Origin of the sequence: Paenibacillus plantiphilus (genome assembly GCF_927798095.1) — a bacterium.
GTDB lineage: Bacteria > Bacillota > Bacilli > Paenibacillales > Paenibacillaceae > Paenibacillus_Z > Paenibacillus_Z plantiphilus.
Genome location: NZ_CAKMMF010000002.1, coordinates 84,059 through 103,725 on the forward strand (window position 1 = coordinate 84,059; position 19,667 = coordinate 103,725).

The following is a 19,667-nucleotide window of genomic DNA, read 5'->3' on the forward strand; positions in this document are numbered from 1 at the left end:
ATCTAGAAGTCTATTAGTTATAGACTCCAAAAGGTTGCTAAAAGTTACGCTGATAGAAGACTCCTATCAATATAGTGAGAGCGAAAAGAAAAAGCTATCCAGGCAAATGCCGGGATAGCTTTCGAGAATAATAGAGCTGATCGTGCAACGCACGTATTAAACATCCATAAAACCTAAGTATACGAGCAAGCGTTTCGTCATTACTGCAGCCTGGGCACGCGTAGCATTGGATTTGCCGCCGAACGAATTAGCAGCCATACCGTTAATAATGCCAGCTTCCACAGCCTTTGCTACATCTCCTTGCGCCCATGTTCCGATTTTTTTGTTGTCCGTGAAGCGCTTCAGCACTTCACTCTGGCTCTTGGACAGCTTCATTTGATTGCCCGCAGCATTAGCTGCACGTACCATCATCGAGGCCATCTGCTCACGAGTTACGGGACTATTAGGCTTGAATGTCCCGTCCGTCATCCCCTGCACAATACCCGCATTGGATGCTGCGCCGATATAGGCAGCCATCGCTGTAGAAGTATTCACATCCTTGAACTTGCCAGCTGCCTGCTTATCGCCGGACAATCCCAATCCCTTGGCAATAAACATTGCGAACTCGCCGCGAGTAACCGGCTTATCAGGTTCAAAGGTCGTTAACGTTCTTCCTTCAACAACATATTTATTGCCCATTAATAGAATATCGTTGCGTCCCCAATGCTTGGCAATGTCGGTATACTTCACCCCGCCCTTCACTACCGCATATACACTATTGCCCTTGCGTTTGAAGGTAACGAGCGATTTGCCACTCTCCTGTGTTACTTTGGTCGGCACATAGGAGAGCTTGCCTGTCTGCGAATCCAGCCAGACGACTGCGATCTGGCGCGCTTCCAGGTTTGACCCTGTCATGATTGATCTCGTCACGTAACCGTTCAGATTATCTACCGATTTAGTTACGCCGCTGCTTTTGACAAACAGCTCGAAGCTTACCGGGCTAATCTGCATTTGAGCATTGGAAGCATTCAATTCCGCCGTGAGCTGGGATGACATTCCGATTGCATTCGTATCAATCGATACAATTAATTGGCCTACCGGAGCCGCAGCATTCATCATTTGTCCCAACTGGCGATAATCCAGCGCACTCAATGGAAGCTCATACGTCGTATCCTTGTAAATAACAGCAACGGAAGCTGTTGGATACGCATTCTTGGCGTCCTCCAGCGCTTTGAGCGGAAGGGCAACCATTCCTGCATTCTCGCTATCCGGCACTGTAAAGACCACTCTAGGCTGCATGCCGCTAGCCGATCGGATTGCGCTATATGCAGATGTAATCTTCTCTGCCGACAGCTCATATTGCGTTGTGCTGCGTCCTGCAGGCGATATAGCGCTAGTCGTCGTTGCCGCCGATTTCTTAATCGACAAGCCGCCGCCTGTCGCCGCTTCGAAATCCCCGCCTGCATTATCTGTCCATGATGTCTGATTCGCCGCATTAATATCGGTGAAGGAGTTAACCTGCACACCGCCAGTGCCTCTCAGCGTCACACCTGCAGCAGAATAGCTGATCTTCACAGTATCTCCTATTGCTACAGGCGTATAGAGATTCAGAATGACCGATGATCCATTAATCGAAATTGACGATATGGGTCTGGTCACATTGTTAACCTTGACTGAGAATTGCGACGAAGATGGAACATACGAGCTGTTCAGCCCTTCTGAGAACGATATCGTAATCGTTCCCGCCTTGGCAATTGCGCCGGAGAACGTAATGTAAGAACCACCACTGCCTCCACCGGCTGTCATATTCGTAAACGCCGGGGCAGGATTGCCGCCGAAATCAGAAAACGCAGGCGACTTTATGGAATACGAAACAATAACATAGTCACTGCTGCTAACCGCAGATGCTAAGTTCAATATGACATGCGTTCCAGAAATGCTGACCGAGCTCACGCCGCGCGCAACGCCATTGACCGTTACGGAGAACGCACTGGTTGGAGGAAGCAGAGCCGGATTGATCGATTCATTGTATACGAGCGTGATTTGATTCGATAATACAGTCATCGATTGCAGCACAGGCGCAATCGTATCCTGCCCATTCTGAATCTGGAAGCTGCTGAAGGACGCAAGCTTGTTGCCCGCCGGATCCTTCACAGGATAAGAGCCTGCGCTATAAGACAAGGATACCGTCTCATTCGTTGCGACAGCATTACCATTGAAAGTGATGAAGAGCGTGCTGGAACTGCTCGACAGATTCGTAACAGAACGGTAAGAGCCGCCTAGATAGACCGAGAATTGACTGTTAGCGTTGGAAGTAACCTGCTCGATCTCTTCACTCATCGTAAGAATGATCGTATTCCCGCTCACTATTCCGCTTAGCTGCCTTGGCAGCGTATTGTCAGGACTATTCGTAATATCGCGATTCAGAATGCTTGCTGCTGCTGTCCCCGTTGTATCTTGAATGGGCTTAGCTCCGGGCGAATAAGAGAGCTTGACGACTTGTCCTGCGGATACCGTTCCCTGCAATGTCAGCGTAACAGTCTGGCCGCTGACTTGCACACTCGCTACAGAACGTCCTGCACCATTAACGGTTACATAGAAATTGGCAGGCACAGGTACAGAATTTGCATCCAATCCTTCATTGAAGGTCAGCACAATCTTGGAATTTCCGAGTATTTCCGACTTCGACAGCACAGGCGCGCCGCTTGTCGAATTTACAGTCTTGAAGGTCCACTGGGCGCGATTGAGAATGCCATCGAATTTATTGCCCGCAATATCTGTAACCGTTCCTTCAGTTATCTCAACATAATAATCCGTATATGCTGCCAACGCGCTATCTGGTGTAATAACCAGCTTGCGAGTATTCTGCGGATCAATCGCCAGCTTCGTCGTAATCGGAGAGTTATCCGTGCCTGAAGCACGTTTTATCGTAACCGAAGGCACAGTTGGCGCAGTGCCCAATTGAATTTGCTCGTTGAACAATGCTTCCAATACTAAGCCTGAGGTTGCCGCGTCCTTCGAATTGTTTAATGGTGATAAAGAGATGACCGCAGGCTTCTCCGTATCCTGCGTAACCGTGAATTCCCAATCCGATTTGCCCGTTATCCCTGCAAACTTATTTCCTCGTGCATCTTGAAAAGCTTGTCCGTCTATTTGAATGTAGTATTTTGAATTATTTACAAAAGCAACACTCGTATCCTTCACTGCTATTTTGGTCGTTCCTCCGCCAGTAAGCTTGGTTGAAGTTACTGGAATGCTTGCAACAATTGCATCATTGCTTGATTTAATAACAATATTGCCTGACCCTACATACACCGGCTCGCTGAAGTTCAACTCCATATCTAGTGTCGGAGACGTCTGAATATTGCCAGGTTTACGTTCCCCAACAAGGGTTGGAGGCGTATTGTCATCGCCATGATCCGTCTCGAAATTCCATACATTCGCCGCGCTGATCCCTTCAAACAAAAGTGCCCCGTTGCTGGCATCCTTGAAAGCGCCCGGATCGATCAGAATATAATAGCCCCTCTTGCCGGCTAAATCTGAAGGCGGATTAATCGTAACAACACCGCCACTCACCGTTACATACGAGGAGTTGACGTTAATCGTCTGAACCGTACTGTTGTCAGAAATATTGTTGATTCTTATATTGCCTGTATGGACAGCAACATGGACTGGAAACGTTAATACAAAATTGCTGGAAATGCTCACGTTATACGCATCATCCGCAGGCTGCAGCGATACTGCGCCAAGCGGCGGTGCAGATGTAGCGAATCTCCACTGACTAGAGCTCACACCGGCAAATTTATTGCCGGACAAATCCTGGAATGCGCCATTCGATATAAGAACCTCATATGTACTGCTTGGCTTCAAGGCGTTGTTCAACGTGAAAGATATCGTAGACGTTGAATTGCCGGATACATTTGTCGAAACCGTACTTATTATCTGAGAATCGCTCGGTTGATTAATATTGGTTACCGTGATGGTCCCGCTCGCTGCATATACAGGCTCATCGAATTGGATGGTGTGCGGAGCCCCCATAACAGCAGTCCCCCCGTTGCCCGGGTTCAATCCTGTAATGACAGGTGCTGTCGTATCCAATGTTTCTACAGTTCTGAAATTCCAATCTGCCGGGCTAGTCAGCCCATTGAAATTCGCATTATTGCTTTCGTTCTTGAATGCTCCGGCATCAATAACGACATAATATCTTTCATTAACAGCAAATGGCTTGCTCGGTGTTATTGTAACGAGGTTTCTGCTCGTTGCGTTGATCGAGACACGACTGTCGGAAGCCACGACATAAGATTCAAACAGCTCATTATCGAATCTCCGTATCGTTATCGCAGCAGAACCTGTTCCTTTCGACACATTCTCATCAAAGGTAATAATCAACGGGGAATTAGGCGCCACATTGCCTGCACCAGAGGAAGGCGACTTCGCTAAAATAGCAGGCCCGCTAGTGGCAGCCGATACTTGTGCTGGATCAGTTAACAAACTGCCTATTCCGATTTGTACAATTAAGAGAACTGCTAACAAAAAAGACATACTACGATTTCGGATCAACAATATCCACTCCCCAATAAACACACTAGTACTATATTTTTCGGTCAAAGACGGCATTAAATGAAGACTTGCCCGCTATTTTTTAACGAGGTTGCAAATTGCCTGCCAGGCTTCACCACAAAGAAACCGCTCCTCGAATCAGGAGCGGTTTCTTGTTGCCGTATCTTCTGCTGCTTCGCTTATGCCAAAGCGTCAGCTTTCAGCTGCTCTGCCTTGTCCACGCGTTCCCATGGAAGATCGATGTCTGTCCGGCCAAAGTGGCCATAAGCTGCAGTCTTCGCATAGATAGGACGACGAAGATCCAACATTTTGATTATGCCTGCGGGACGAAGATCGAAGTTCTTCTTAATCACTTCAACCAGCTTCTCTTCAGCGACTTTACCTGTTCCATAAGTATCGACATTTATCGACACTGGCGTTGCAACACCAATTGCGTAGGCCAATTGGATTTCGCATTTGTCAGCAAGGCCAGCCGCTACGAGATTCTTCGCTACATAACGGGCCGCATAGGCTGCCGAGCGGTCAACCTTTGTAGGATCTTTGCCTGAGAATGCGCCGCCGCCATGACGTGCATATCCACCGTACGTATCCACAATAATTTTACGGCCTGTCAGACCCGCATCCCCTTGCGGTCCGCCGATAACGAAACGGCCCGTAGGATTGATGTAGTACTTGGTTTCATCATCCAGCCATTGCGTAGGGACAACCGGCTTAATGACGTGCTCGCGAATATCAGCTTGAATCTGCTCCAGCGATATTTCTTCCGCGTGCTGGGTCGAAACAACAATCGTATCTACACGTGTTGGCTTGCCATCAACATATTCGATCGTTACCTGTGTTTTTCCGTCGGGACGCAAATAATCCAACGTGCCATTCTTGCGCATTTCAGATAATTGACGCGCAATACGATGAGACAATGCAATTGGCAAAGGCATGAGTTCTGGTGTTTCATTCGTTGCAAAGCCGAACATTAAACCTTGGTCGCCGGCTCCAATATCTTCATTCTCTTGTTGAACATCCTTGCCATCACGTGATTCCAATGCCGCATTAACACCTTGGGCAATATCAGCAGACTGTTCGTTCAAAGAAGTCAGAACGGCACATGTGCTGGAATCGAAGCCGTATTTGGCACGAGTATAGCCAATTTCCTTAATTGTACGACGAGCAATTGCAGAAATATCTACATAATCTGCACGGCTGCTAATCTCCCCTATAACAAGAACCAAACCTGTTGCAACAGAAACCTCACAAGCAACACGAGCGTATGGATCTACTTCCAGAAACGCATCCAAGACCGCATCTGAGATCTGGTCGCAAATTTTATCCGGATGTCCTTCCGTTACCGACTCCGAAGTAAACAAATGACGTCCTTTAAGTGACATCTGTTCTCAACCTCCTACAACCTGAATTGTAATAATGATGAATAAAAGGATTTTGAAAAAGAGACTATAAAGAAGTCAACGTCGTTTACCTGAACGGTACACTGACTTCAAAAAATGAACCTTTTCCGGAGGTGGAAAAGGCTCATGACAACTCTCTAAAACAGTATGATACCGAAACTGTCGCTTCCTGTCAATGGATTTCTCAATGGATTCTCAATGCTTTACAAACCATTTAAAGCTTGCTCTGCCTGCTGGATCAAGCGTCTGGTCATTAACCCGCCAACAGAACCGGCGTCTCTGGTCGCAAGATGGGACCAGGGAACACTTCCTGCATCACTGGCTGTACTGCCTATAGAGCCCAGTTCAGATGCGAATTCGGTATGCCCTAGCCGCTCTGGTGTCAATCCGCCCGCGGTTAGTCCAAGCTCTGCCGCAATTTCATATTTCATTTGATGAAGCGCCTCACGGCATTGCGGAACAACAACTTTATTAGATGATCGTTTGGCCATCTCCTGCACCTCCATTAAGTTAGGAAAGGATGTGGACTTATTATGTCTTCCCTTAACGATAATGAAGCGTTAAATAAATTGTTATCTCGGCCAAATAGTTACACTATTGCTTAGGCTGGTCTTTAATTTCATGGCCGCCTGTCACCATAACCGTCAAACCATTCTTCTGTCCAGGCTCCGGCATCAGCCCCCGACCGCCACGCGGGAAAAGAATCAGATGATTATTAGCGACTCGACTGCCGCTCTTAATATCCGTTCCGTCCGTTACATCGGCAATTCCGTTAGAGTCGGGACTGTAGGCGACAGCCTTGCCAGCTCTAACAACAGCTTCTGCTCCATCCTTAGTGATCAGCATTTGACCTGGAGCTATATTAATAATTTTAACAACAGCAGACTCTGTATCCGTATCTTTGCTCGGAGTGTCTGTACTTCCTCCACTGCCACTTATCGCTGCAATCTTGCTATCTACATAGCTTTTAGTTACCACTGGATCATCTACACTGCCCGGAGACACAGCAGTCGACTCCCCTTCCGCACTTGTTGGCCATTGCGTGCCTACTATAATTCCTGCTCCGACAACTACAGCAGTAACCAATAATTTAACTTTCCGATTCAATACATTCTCTCCTCTCATTGCAATCGTTCTTTCTAGGATACTAGATTTATGAGTTTTGTTCTACCATGGAAATAAAGAACCCTGCCCGACAAGGTTGCATCTTGTTGGACAGGGAATGGGTACAGACTCAATTACTTACTCGGATGTTGTATTCCATTTTAAAGTCTTGGTTGCTATCAAGAGCTTCGTATTCTGAAAAACATCATAAACATTAAGTGTATAATCATCATATTTTTGAACTTTATTTTGAATCTCAGGATCGCTAATCGTAAATGTTAATGTGCTGTCATTGGTTTCTTTCAGAGTATCTTCATTTTCAGATGCTGCAGTTATTCCATACTGCTTTGAATACGTTGTTTTTGCAGTATCATTATTAATGAATTCAAACAGTAACTTGTGCTCGCCAGCAACATAATCATATTCTGCGTTTTTATTAAGATTATAATTCAGTGTCATTTTAATACCATCTACAGTATATAAACCTTGAACATTTAAAGTTGTGAAAATTTTGGATAAATTGAGTTTATATCCAGCAAATTCAATATCTTTGAAATCAGTTTTCGTTCCGGTATTAGCATCACCTTTCAAGGCATAACTAACTGGTTTGATTATAACAGCAGTTTTATCATTACCTGCATTTGCATTATCACTTCCATTCCCTGTTCCTCCATCAGCTTTTGTTGTGCCAATGGTTTGCCCAAATGTGAGGCTATAATTAGTTGAATCAAAACTTTTACCAATTTGGGCCCATGCAGAAATGAGTATTTTACCGTTTGGTGAAACTTTTTCTTTCACCTCGGCAAACTTCAAAGGAACAACATTTCCAATATTATCTTTAATATAACCACCTAAGCTTGCAATAAGTGCTGATCTATTTTCATTATTGACAGCTTCAAATTCAACGTAATAATTGTTTTTAACTTTGCCTTCAAATATTGCTGATCTTAATATTTTTATAGAAGCTTTTTTTCCGATTATCGTAATTTCATAGGGTGCATCTGTACTTTTAAGCGGCAAAGTGGTGAGCTGTTGTCCCGAGAATTGATAGAGCATTTTTCCGGGTTTATCTTGTACAGGTTCTGTACTTACAAATGTTATTTTATCAATAATAGTCGTATATGGAATTGGAGAATAAACGACCATATCATATGAAGCACCAGGAGCAATTGTAATTGAATCATCTAGTGCTGTCGCTTGTTGCTCCGTACCTACTTTCACACCATTAATCATAAAATAACCACCCATTGCCGGTACCTTCTTAGATATATCACTATTATTTGTAATCGTTATATTGGCAACAAGCACATCATTTTCTTCCATAGGTGAACGTTCGATAGAATTCAGCTTCACACGATAATCATTGTGTTTAAATGAGCTGCCCAAGCCACCTTCTTGTGAAGTAGTTTGAATATTATAAGTACCAATAATATAAGATTTTTCTTTTTCTGATGCTGTAGTTTTTACTAGCAATTGAGCTGTATCGGGTTTTATAGACGTAGGAATTTCACCAGTTAATGATACAGTTTTCTCAATATTCGGCAACAGGGATCCGTTTTCTTCTTTAGTGTAGGTAAGAGGATAACTTGTTCCTGTTGAGGTAAGAATATAATAGTCAAGATTCGGATTAACAATAGCTGTAGTACCGATATTGGTCATCTTGTAGTCAAGCGCTATCTGATTTTTGTCTGAGCCCTGTGTTAAAAACACTTGTCCTGTTTTCGTATCTATTGGCATACCACTCATATAGACCATTCGTGTTTGTCCAATTGGAACGGCTGTAGATACCTTCGTTGCAGGCAAGGCAAATACACCCGAAGGCAATTGTACTTTTGAGGTCTCATCATTTTGAGCTGTTATAAATGACAACGTTTTACCTGCAACAGAAATAGGTATTGTCGCATGAAGCGTTACGATTTTACGCTCTTTGGGTTGAATCGTAGTTTGTTCTAAACCAGATACAGTAGCGTTATAAACTGATAAACTCTCCGTTTGCAAGAAAAAGTTCAGTTTCGTCAAATCTGTTGTTTGTAATCCCACATTTTCCATCAAAAAGTTAATGGTCAAATAAGCACTATTCGCATCCTTTGTAATAGAGGTCTGTTTAATTGCCCCTCTAAGCTTACCATTGTTGATAAGCATGACAGTATCTTTGAATGCAGGAGTAACATCTGTGGTATTCGCGGGATATTTGATGAGACCTAATCTACGCTCATAGTTGGCAGCAGAAAAATCCCATTTCACAACTTCAAAGGCTAGATCACTTATTTTAGTGGCATTATCTACGACTGCGTAATATGTAATATATTGTGTCGACTTCGCAGCTACAGTTGTCTTTGCTTTATCGGCTTCAAGGACTGTCGATTTAAAAGACTTTCCTGACTTTGTCTTAACACGTAGCCAATAGTCCAATAAATCTAATTGATTGGAACCATTATTGGTGATTGCCACCGAAAACGCGAGCACCTTTCCTTTCTCCTGCATTAGAAAGTGAGCATCACGGATATTTAGATAGCTTGAACCATTTAGTTTGACAATTGAACTTGATAATGTTGCTTTTGTAGTTTTACTGGCTGCTGCAGAGATCGGCAATGAAGAAAGAATTCCTCCCTGCAATAACAAGGATGATGCTGTTAATGTTATGACCCCATATTTGATCCATTTTTGTTTCACATTCATTCCTCCTGGTTCTTTCTTTATACACTATTAGACGCTTGTTTGGTCAAGTTTGTTTCGTCTTAATTGAATTTTTATATAATTTCCATATAGAAGCTTTTAAACTTTAGTGTCTATACAACAATTAAAAAAAACAAAAAAAACAGACAGGAGATATCTCCTGTCTGTTTTCCAATAATGGATTAGTTAACTACAACGATTGTAGTAGCCGTAACACTATTGCTTGTCATGTAAGTCAATGTAGCTTGACCTGATACTTGATCAGCACCGCCAGTGGTAATGGATTTGTTATTCACAGCAGCAACTTTAACATCGCTGGAGTACAAGAATCCATCAACATTGATTTCAACACCGTATTGGTCTTTAACAGTTACTTTGTAGTCATCGCCGCTGTTAACAGTGAATGTCAGACCAGCTGGTCTAGTCACTTCATATTCACCTTTTTTGAATTCTACAGTTTTAGCAACTGGAGCTGCTTTAGACGTTTTCACTACTTGATCAGCAAGTTTCGAACCGTCTGCTTTAATAGCAGAGATTGTAGCTTCGCCTTCATCAAGACCAAAGATTTTATTGCCGGATACATCGATCTTAGTGCTGTCAGAAGTTGTTACGCGAGCAAACGCATTTGCTTGAACGATTTTAACTTCGTCGCCACTGGACAGTTTACCAACCAACTCAACAGTTTTAGCGTGAGAGCTGCTAGCTGTCAGATCTTTGTTAGCGTAGATGGTATCGATTGTTTTGATTGCATAAGTTTTGATGTCATCAGCTTTAACAACTTCAACGTCGTAAACGAATTCTGGATCATTATCAACTGCATTCAAAGAAATTTTGATTTTAGCAGTACCAACAGCTACTGCAGTCAATTTTCCGTTTGCAACAGTTACTGCATTACCTTCAACAGTAACGCCATAAGTAGCAGCTGCAACATTTTTCGTACGACCATAGTTGTCGAGGTAAGTGATGTTGTCTTGATCGAAATCAGTGTCAGCGCCTACTGCGAAGTATTTGCCAACATCTTTAACGCCATTGATTTTATCTGCTTTGGATGCTTCTCTAACATCCAGTTCCAGACTTCCCAATTGAGCGCCTGAAGCTCCACCGTCACCAACGAGGTATGCATAGATATGAGCTTTACCGTGTCCATTGAACTTGAACAGAAGCTCGCCTTTACCGTTGATTTTCGGATATCCAGCTGCAAATGGAACATTGGAATTGAAAGTTATGTTATTCTTTGCATTGCCGACTTTAACATCTTTACCAGCGATTTGAGCTCCGAAGGAATCAACAGCTGTGAAAGGAACTTTGACCTCTTCTTGAGCTGCAATAATAAATCCAGGGCTGGAAAGTTGCAATGTTTTTACAACTGCATCGCCTTGAACAGTAATAGTTGTGTTGCCACTTGCACCTGTAGTTGTGTTCATAGCAGTGATAAAGAGATTGCCATGAGATTTACCAGTAGTTGCGAAAGTCAGAACACCTTTGCTATCTACTTTGAAGGAAGCGATAACGCCAGCTTCGCTCATCATGAATGTAATTCCGCCTACATTTACATTGTTAGCATTACCAGCAACTGTTACTGTGCCGTCAGTTTCAGTCAAAAGAACTTTTTGACCGTATTGATCAGCCATTTCGTAAGGAAGGATCAGGCCGCTTTCGTTAATCGAAATGTGTTTTTTGTCTTTCAATGGAGCTACAGTTCCAAGCTTGATGGAAGTAGCAGTACTGCCTGCAACGATTTTGAAAGTTTTGGAAACATTCAATGTTGCAGCATACGAAGCAGTAACAACAAAGTTGTCGTCAATCTTCGCATTTGCGTCCTCTTTCAGGTCATACTTACCTTTTTCGTCTTTAGGAATTGATTTACCTTGGGTAGCGTTGAATACCGTTACTGTGAGCGTAGGGTTTTCAATTTCTTTATCAAACTGGTTGAACAGTTTAACACCCAGGTCTTGATTGTCTGCTTTTTGCAGGGAGTTAGCTGTAATTTCAAGCTTCGTTGCTTTTCCGTCTTCAACTTTGACTTTAACAGCATCGAAACCTTTAACAGTTACAGTGTACTCGTTAGCAGGCAGGAAGTTAGAAGACAATACAACTGCTTTCTTATCTTCAGACCACTTAGCAGTAACATCGTAAGTAATAAGATCGAATTTAACTTCGTACGTCAGAGCAGCAATTTCAGTTGCAGTCAGAGCACGGTTGAAAGATACAGTGATCTCACGAGCATTAGTTTGTACCGCTTTGGAAATTGCAACTGCTCCAAGCGTTACTTCTACTTCGTAAGTTTTGCCTTTGTATTCAACGGATACTTTCGTTGCTTGACCAGCTACGAGAGCAGTGTCAAGAGCTTTCTTAACAACTTCGTTGTCGGAGAAAGTAACTTCGATGTTTTTGTCGTCGATTACAGTAGCGGATTTAACAGTAACGCCTGCTGCATCGCCACTAAAATCGTAAGCAACATTTACGAGCAACGAACGAAGTGCGTTACCTTTGTAGCTAGCTTGCTCTGGAATAAATCCAGCTTTGATTGCTGCAGCAACATAACCAGTTGCCCAAGCGGAAGTTCCACCTACAGTTGCGCCTTCTTCTGGCTCAAGACCAGCAAGCTCAACTACAACTTTAGCAACTTGCTCAACTGTTACTTTACCAGTTGGGCCAAATTTGCCAGCGCCAAGACCGTTCATGATTCCTTCAGCTGTTACAGCACCAATAAATGGTGATGCCCAGTAGTTTTTAGGAATGTCGGTGTATTGTGCTGCACCTGCTGCATTATCTTCATAACCAGCAATAATAGCAACAATTTTAGCGAACTCTGCACGAGTCATTTCTTTGTTCAGACCAGCGTCACCATTTGGCGGATAGCCAGAGAAGACACCTGCTTCTTTCAATGCGTCAAACTTTTGTTGTGTTGTCAATTCCGGTGTTGCTGCAGCTGCTACGGAAGCAAACATGCTGAATACCATAGCGATAGCTACAAGTAGGGATAAACTTTTTTTCATAACCTTTTTTTCTCCTCCTCTAAAATGCTTCGGTTCTTGAGAGTTTTGTTTAAAATATGGATCGCTCGTATTTCTCATTGGCCGATTCACCCCCTTTCCAGAGTTGAGCACATTTCTTATAAATGATGTCTGCGGTCATTTTGACGTCCCTTGTAGGAACATGTCGCAGAAACTTGTAACCTGATGAATGGATGAAGATTTTGGTAGAGTCGCTAAGCCACTATAACATTATACAATGGGCTAAATCTACCGTAAAGAGTATTTTGAGAATAAGTTCCAATCAGCGGCCGAATTAAGATATTTTCTTGTCTGCGCGACGCTCATGTAATTAAACGCAGCAGGATTTAAAAAGTTGCGTTGGGAATGAAAAAACTTCGAAAAACTTTTTCAAGTCACTTTCACACATGCCAACCGCTAGCTTTGAAGCTGTAATTGGCTCCGGCTTGTCTACTACTTTGTTAGTATAGCTTCAATACCCGCTAAACGTCATTGTAAAACATCTTCCAAGTGGGGGAAATAAAGATAAAGACTGCCCGAGTAATCTCAGACAGTCCAATCTGCAGAAATACTAGTTCAATTTAGGCAGCTTCTTCAAGTCAGCCAGCATTTTTCCGATAATGATTGCTGCATCTGAACGAAGCAGATTAGCTTGCGCCTCAAACACATAACCTTTCTTCGGATCACTTACATCTACTGGGGCTCCCTGAATATAGCCTTTCTTGGCTATAGCGGACACTGCAGCTCTTGCATAGAAATTAATATCACCATAGTCTTTAAACTGTTTTTGCAGTGCTTTATCAATTTTCGTAGCATCTGTATCAAGCTTTAGTTCCAAGCCTCTGGATAATATGACTGCAGCTTCTGCTCTTGTCAGGTTATTCGTTGGTTCAAATGTACGCGGCTGCGTGCCTCTGATGATACCTTGACGCGCAGCAGTCTCAACATAGCGATAATCCCATAGCGCATCCGGGTTAATGGTTGGAGAAACATCATCAAAGTGCGGCTTGCTCAGCTCGTAGTTAAGCGGAAGCTCAAGCGCTTTAACCAGCATACGGGCAAATTCACCGCGAGAGATGAATATATTAGCTCCAAACTCATCTGTGCCTGCCGAATTCATAATGCCTTTCGCATATATAGCCTCCATGTAATTACGTGCATATGGATGGCTGGTAACGTCGGAGAAGGAATTGACCATCTTGCCTACAACATAATAACCGAATTGATTAAATGGAACAGTAATCGTATTTTTCTTGGCATCGACGACACCGCCGACATTCTCCCAATACTTGTTCTTTACATCATAACGATACGTTGTGATAATTGTGCCGATTCCTTCACGCATGCTCGGATCGAAGGTCAGTGTCATTTTTCCTTCTTTGGATAAGATCAGTTCTCTGCTATCCGGACGCTCATCATAGGTCGGCAATTTAGTTCCAAAAGTACCGGTAGCGTTAGGGAATTGATATGGATCTACACCTGATGTTTGCGGATCGTACACGCCGCTGGTTTGCAGATCGTCCGCCATACCTGCATCAACCCAATATACAGGGCTTGCTTTGGTAAAGCGAGTCGGATATGAGTTTTTGAAACGATATCCAAAATTCTGAAGAATGCGGTCAAAGTTAATTGGCAGCGTCTCGAATTCATGCCGATCCACAACTCCATCCTCCGGGTTCGCTATCGCGAAGAGCAGCTTGTGACCTGTAAAGACCTGGTTCTTGTATTCCTCAGGCAGGTTAAAGTCTCTGCGAATGAGCGTCGTTCCTTTCGGGAACGTTAAGCTAAGCGCACCGTCGAACACTTTACTCGAATTCTTCATCTCCTGCAAGAATTGTGCCCCTGGAATATTGGTCGGGGAATATTTAATAACAAACGAATCACTGGTCGTTTCATTTTTGTTCTTAATTGTGAACGTAATTTTGTTGTCTCCAGCCTTCAATCCTTCTACAACGGCACGGAAAGCATGCTGGTAATCGATAACATTGTCATTGTCAGCATCGAATTTAATCTTTTCTGCATTAACTTTATTGACGACAACAGTATCTGCACTTGGTGCGTTAATAATAACTTCGACGAAGTTTTTATTAACGATAGCTTTCTTAGGAAGCAGCGGTCTCACCAAATCATACGGCAAAGCAATTGGATCTACTTCCAAACGGTAGCTGGCCCGAGGTCCTACTAAACCGCTATTGTATACATAGAAGTTGTACACGCTAGGGCTTCCGTTATCATTCAAAGTCTGTTTGTTCAACGTGAATGAGAAGGATTGTGTAGCTAGATCATAGCTCACGGTAATGCCCGGAACAGGACCGTCAGCACCAATGTCAACTAATCTATTTACAGCAATTGCAGCTACTGTAGGCTTGCTGCTGTCATACACTTGCAGCTCATGTTTCAAATCCCATTCTATTGGGGTTGTCAGGTTTGTGCCTTCAATCCTCAGGATGTACTTCTCCCGATTACCAGCTAAACTAGTTAGTTTTGCCTGAACTACCGCTGCACTTTGCGTGATCGTTGTTGGGGTATCCGCCGGTTCAGAATCGCCTAAATCGATGAAATCGAATGTACCAAAAACCTTCATCTCAGATTTCTTGGTCGTGTATATGCTTCCGACAAGCGGAAAATCCGGATCATTCGGTAAAGGGTTTACATTGTCAGCATTATACGGGAACACTCCTGCTGATCCTTCTACTGGGATAACCGGCAGGTTTGTTGGAACAAGATATAGTTTGACTGTTTTTACATAAGAAGCTTTGCTACCTTGATACATCAATTTGATGATATTCTCTCCGGGCATTAAAGCCTTGGCAGCATTTTCAAGATTGGTCGAATCTTCATCAATTTGGAACTCGTTTTTCTTTGTTGTGGATGTTTCCTTTAATTTTATAGGCGTATTATTAATATAGAAGAATATCGTCTGTGCTCCTCCCGCAGTACCAGTAGGTGCGTAGCGGATATCATCTATAATTTTCACATTCTCTATTCTTCCTTTGAATTTTTTCAAAGTACCAGTACTTGTTCCATTACCAATTAAATCCTCCATATGAGATCCGACTGTCGTATCAATATCGATTTTCATATTGTCGTAAACGGCATCATAATTAGCGTATATTCCAACGAGCATCGTTATTTTCACACTTTTATCAACGACTCCCAAGGAAGATGGAAATAGTTTAAAATCAATTGACTGCGTTCCTTCAAACGGCGCGGTTAATTCAATCAAAACCCGTTTGAATTCTATCGATTCACCGTTGATGTCACGTGATGCAGTTCCAAGGCCACCCAGCAATTCCACCTTGCTATACGACCCAGCAGCTGCCAAACTGCCTGCAGCATCCTTGATTACCAGACTCGGTATATCAATAGTTGTATTCGTCCCAGGATTTCCAATTAGAACTTCTAGAGCAAAAGGTTGGCTGTACAGATTCTTGCCATCTACCGGAATACCTTCCACGCCATCGTAATCAGCGGGGGCATCACCAGTTTTGTAACCTGGCAAATAGTTGATTTCATGGATATACGGTGCGTCTTTATCCATAATTTTAAAATTGTAAGTAGCGCCTTCCTTTATTATATCAACCGGCGCCGGCGGCGTCCTATTGCTCTTCTCTTCGTTTATTGTCTTAAGCTCAATTGTATAATTGTTGTTAAATGTTAAGGCTTGAGCCGGAATTACGAATTCATATTCAAAAAAGTCATTCGTTATTGGCGGCGTTGGGCTAGGCAACAAGCTTTCTTCCATTCCAGTACTAAGAGTTGTTGCCCCTTGTTTTATAATGAAGTCAATTGGCAGCTTATCTGTCGCCGGATTAGGATGCGGCTCAAGCTCGGGATCGGCATCATCGTTATATCTTTTGTTAGGGACGATTACTTTACCCGTGAATTTAACTGTCTCTGAAGTGGACATAAAGTCGGAGCTGTAGTCCAATGCACCTTGATTTGTAGAAACTGAATTATCGACTATATTCACATCGTAGAAGATAACCTCTCCGTTATAAAAAGCGATCTCTCTGGTCGTCTCGATGACCTGATTATTGTTGGATACTTTTAAAGTAACCAAGTTTTTCCCTTTTTTTAGATTGATAGGAGATGCAACGAATGAATAATTCGATGTCTTGTTTACCGGGAAGGTACGACTATTTCCGTTGACTACAATTGTAACCTGTGTTGCGTTAGGGGCATTCCCCAGAATACTGATGTCAGCGGCACTACGTCCACGAGATGGCGCGGAATTAACTACCGTAACGCCTGTTTCTTTCATCGGGAACCGTTCACCGTCAAGATGCGCCTCAAGATTGTAAAACAACGGTCCATTATGATAATTGATATAGATCGATGAGGTGACCTGACTGCCACCTTGCGTGCCTGTGAATGTGATTTTATTAAGTCCAGGGAACAATTGAAGGTTGAACACTTCGATATTAAAGCCACTGGCCGTTATGTTATTCGTTAAATTTTCTCTTTTTTCACCAACCTCATTATTTACCATTTGGTAAATGCTGTACGAAATCGATTGCGGATTAACTCCGTTAATTGTTCCTTTCAAAGTTACACGCTCATCGGATGTTGTACGCGGAGCGGCAATGTCATAGCTTTCTTCAGGGAAAATAAAGTTTCCAGCTGCAGCAACTGCTGTCGTTGCGCCAATTGGCGGCAACAGCTGGAGGACGAGCGAGAGCATCAGTACGACAAAAGCAATTTTCTTTCTCACGGTAAGCCTCCTCCAAATTCTAATCCATTCGTTTGTTTTCGTACTGATATTATCGGCCCGGAATGGGCAAAAGTTTAGGCTTTTTCCAGATTTGAGTTCCCAGTAGGCTCATTAGTTTAGTTCGATAAGTTTCTGTTTCTTATTTTTCTTATAGCAAAAAGCAAAAAAACACCCTGATTCCATTCGGAATACAGGGCGTTCGATTTATTGTCTATTTAGAGCGCGATTGCTCCGTCCGAACAAGTACCCGCTGAATAAAATTCAGCAGCGGACGGCGGGATTTATCGACGATGCCAATAAGCTCTGCGCCGATCTGCAGGACGAATATGAGAACGAGAATAATAACGAAGGTGATCCAATTGGCCGCACTGGATTGTACGATCGTTGACTGCAGGATCGCACATACACCGAAGAATGCAGCGATCGCATAAATGATCAGCACCGTACGGCGATGGCTGAAGCCAAGCTCCCGCAAGCAGTGATGAAGATGTCCCTTGTCCGGCGCGAATATCGGCTTCTTGTTCACCCAGCGGCGTACAATCGCGAAGAAGGTATCCGACAGCGGAACACCGATTATGAGCAATGGAACGAGGAACGAAACAACCGTCACCTGCTTGAAGCCGATCATCGACAGGGTCGCCAGACTGAATCCAAGGAACAGTGACCCCGTATCACCCATGAAAATTTTTGCCGGATGAAAGTTATAGCATAGGAAGCCGATTACGCCTCCCAATAACAATGCGCTCAGCAATATTACAGGCACAAAGCCCATTATAGTTGCCATGACCAGAATGGTGCCGATGGCAATTGCGGAGACGCCTGCTGCAAGTCCATCCAACCCATCGATCAGGTTGATCGCATTGGTAACGCCGACGATCCACAGAATCGTCAAAGGAATACTTAGCCATGCCGCCACTGGCTGCATCGTCTCTCCGAAAGGAATGTTGAGCAAGTCGATCTTGACGTCGAAACCAAGAACTACAACGCTTGCCGCAATTATTTGACCGACGAGCTTAACCTTTGCGGACAGCTCGAAACGGTCGTCCAACACGCCAATCAGAATAATAATGCTGCCGCCCGTAAGCAGCGCATTGATCAGATTGGTATCGTAATTGCGGAGCAGTCCATCTGGAATAAAGGGTTTAATGGCGAAATATGCGCCGACAAAAGCAGCATATATACCTAATCCGCCCAAACGCGGCATAATTCTCGTGTGAACTTTCCTATGGTTAGGCTTGTCTATAGCACCAATCTTGAATGCCAATTTAATGACAAACGGAGTAAGTACAAGTGCCAGTGTTAGTGATATGATAAATCCGATTACATAAAGAAAGCCTTCAGCCATCTTCATCTCCCTCTCAATTGCTAGTGCCGGAATGAATTATACCCCGTTTGAAAAAGAAACTCCACTCTTATTTTCAAGCAATTTTCACGAAATACTCGAAGTTTTCAGGTGGTTGGACGATGTTTTCGGACGTTTTCTTTATCTCGCATCACTTTCACTACGAATTTCGGCAAAATAAACATTCTTCTGAATCTGGAGGGCTGCTGCAATAGACGGTACAGCCATTCCAAACGCAGCTTCTGGAATATTCTCGGAGCTCGCTTCAGAACTCCGGCAATGATATCAAAGCTGCCGCCTACACCCATCATGACAGGAACACTTAGCTGCTCCTTGTGCTGTGCGATCCAAGGCTCCTGCGTATCAACCCCGCGAGCAACAAACAACAGGTCCGGAGAGCTTTCGCGAATTTGCTGAATGATTGATGCATCATCGTCCGGGCCGAAAAAGCCGTTGCGGTAACCAGCAATTATTATGCCCGGAAACTGCTCTTGCAGCTTATTCGCCGTTCGTTCAATCACTTCCTGAGAGCTGCCGAGCAGAAAAACACGCCATCTCCGCGATTGGCCGACCTCCAGCAGCTTGTGCATCATGTCAAAGCCGGCCACACGCTCCGTAACGGGTTCGCCAATATGGGATGCCGCCCACACAACGCCTGTCCCATCCGGCACAACAAGATCGGCTCCGCACATGACGCGGTGAAAATCCGGATTCTCCAGCCCCGTCATCACCATGATCGGATTGCCGGTAATGACCTGCGTAGTGATGCCTTGTTCAACCCGCTGTGTCAAATATTGAACGGTGTCCTGCATATTTAATTTGGAAAACTGAATACCATATATAGAAACCGTCGGCACGCTTGCAATTGCAGACTGACTCATTGCTCGTTGTCACCT

Annotated in this window: 9 protein-coding genes; all 9 read right to left on the reverse strand. The window is 43.7% G+C overall.

Annotated elements, in window-relative coordinates:
• Positions 1 to 156: 156 nt before the first annotated feature.
• The gene (locus L6H65_RS01840) at positions 157 to 4,539 is read right to left on the reverse strand and encodes an Ig-like domain-containing protein (protein ID WP_236338613.1); all 4,383 of its coding nucleotides are present in this window, start codon (positions 4,537 to 4,539) and stop codon (positions 157 to 159) included.
• 179 nt (positions 4,540 to 4,718) lie between these two features.
• On the reverse strand, positions 4,719 to 5,921 hold the full coding sequence (gene metK, locus L6H65_RS01845) for a methionine adenosyltransferase (protein WP_236338614.1): 1,203 nt from the start codon (positions 5,919 to 5,921) through the stop codon (positions 4,719 to 4,721).
• A gap of 221 nt (positions 5,922 to 6,142) precedes the next feature.
• Positions 6,143 to 6,430, reverse strand: coding sequence for an alpha/beta-type small acid-soluble spore protein (locus tag L6H65_RS01850; RefSeq protein WP_236338615.1), 288 nt, complete (start codon positions 6,428 to 6,430; stop codon positions 6,143 to 6,145).
• Between the two features lie 103 nt (positions 6,431 to 6,533).
• Positions 6,534 to 7,046 (reverse strand): hypothetical protein, encoded by a 513-nt coding sequence (locus tag L6H65_RS01855; RefSeq protein ID WP_236338616.1) that lies wholly within the window; start codon positions 7,044 to 7,046, stop codon positions 6,534 to 6,536.
• 135 nt (positions 7,047 to 7,181) lie between these two features.
• Positions 7,182 to 9,716: a hypothetical protein gene (locus L6H65_RS01860; protein ID WP_236338617.1), complete on the reverse strand. Its 2,535-nt coding sequence runs from the start codon at positions 9,714 to 9,716 to the stop codon at positions 7,182 to 7,184.
• Between the two features lie 185 nt (positions 9,717 to 9,901).
• Complete coding sequence (locus tag L6H65_RS01865) at positions 9,902 to 12,796, reverse strand: S-layer homology domain-containing protein (protein ID WP_236338618.1); 2,895 nt, start codon at positions 12,794 to 12,796, stop codon at positions 9,902 to 9,904.
• 490 nt (positions 12,797 to 13,286) lie between these two features.
• The gene (locus L6H65_RS01870) at positions 13,287 to 17,429 is read right to left on the reverse strand and encodes an S-layer homology domain-containing protein (protein ID WP_236338619.1); all 4,143 of its coding nucleotides are present in this window, start codon (positions 17,427 to 17,429) and stop codon (positions 13,287 to 13,289) included.
• Positions 17,430 to 17,640: 211 nt separating this feature from the next.
• Entirely contained in the window at positions 17,641 to 18,774 is a 1,134-nt protein-coding gene (locus tag L6H65_RS01875) for a glycosyltransferase family 4 protein (RefSeq protein ID WP_236338621.1), read from the reverse strand.
• Between the two features lie 104 nt (positions 18,775 to 18,878).
• Complete coding sequence (locus L6H65_RS01880; protein ID WP_236338623.1) at positions 18,879 to 19,652, reverse strand: WecB/TagA/CpsF family glycosyltransferase; 774 nt, start codon at positions 19,650 to 19,652, stop codon at positions 18,879 to 18,881.
• Positions 19,653 to 19,667 lie beyond the last annotated feature (15 nt).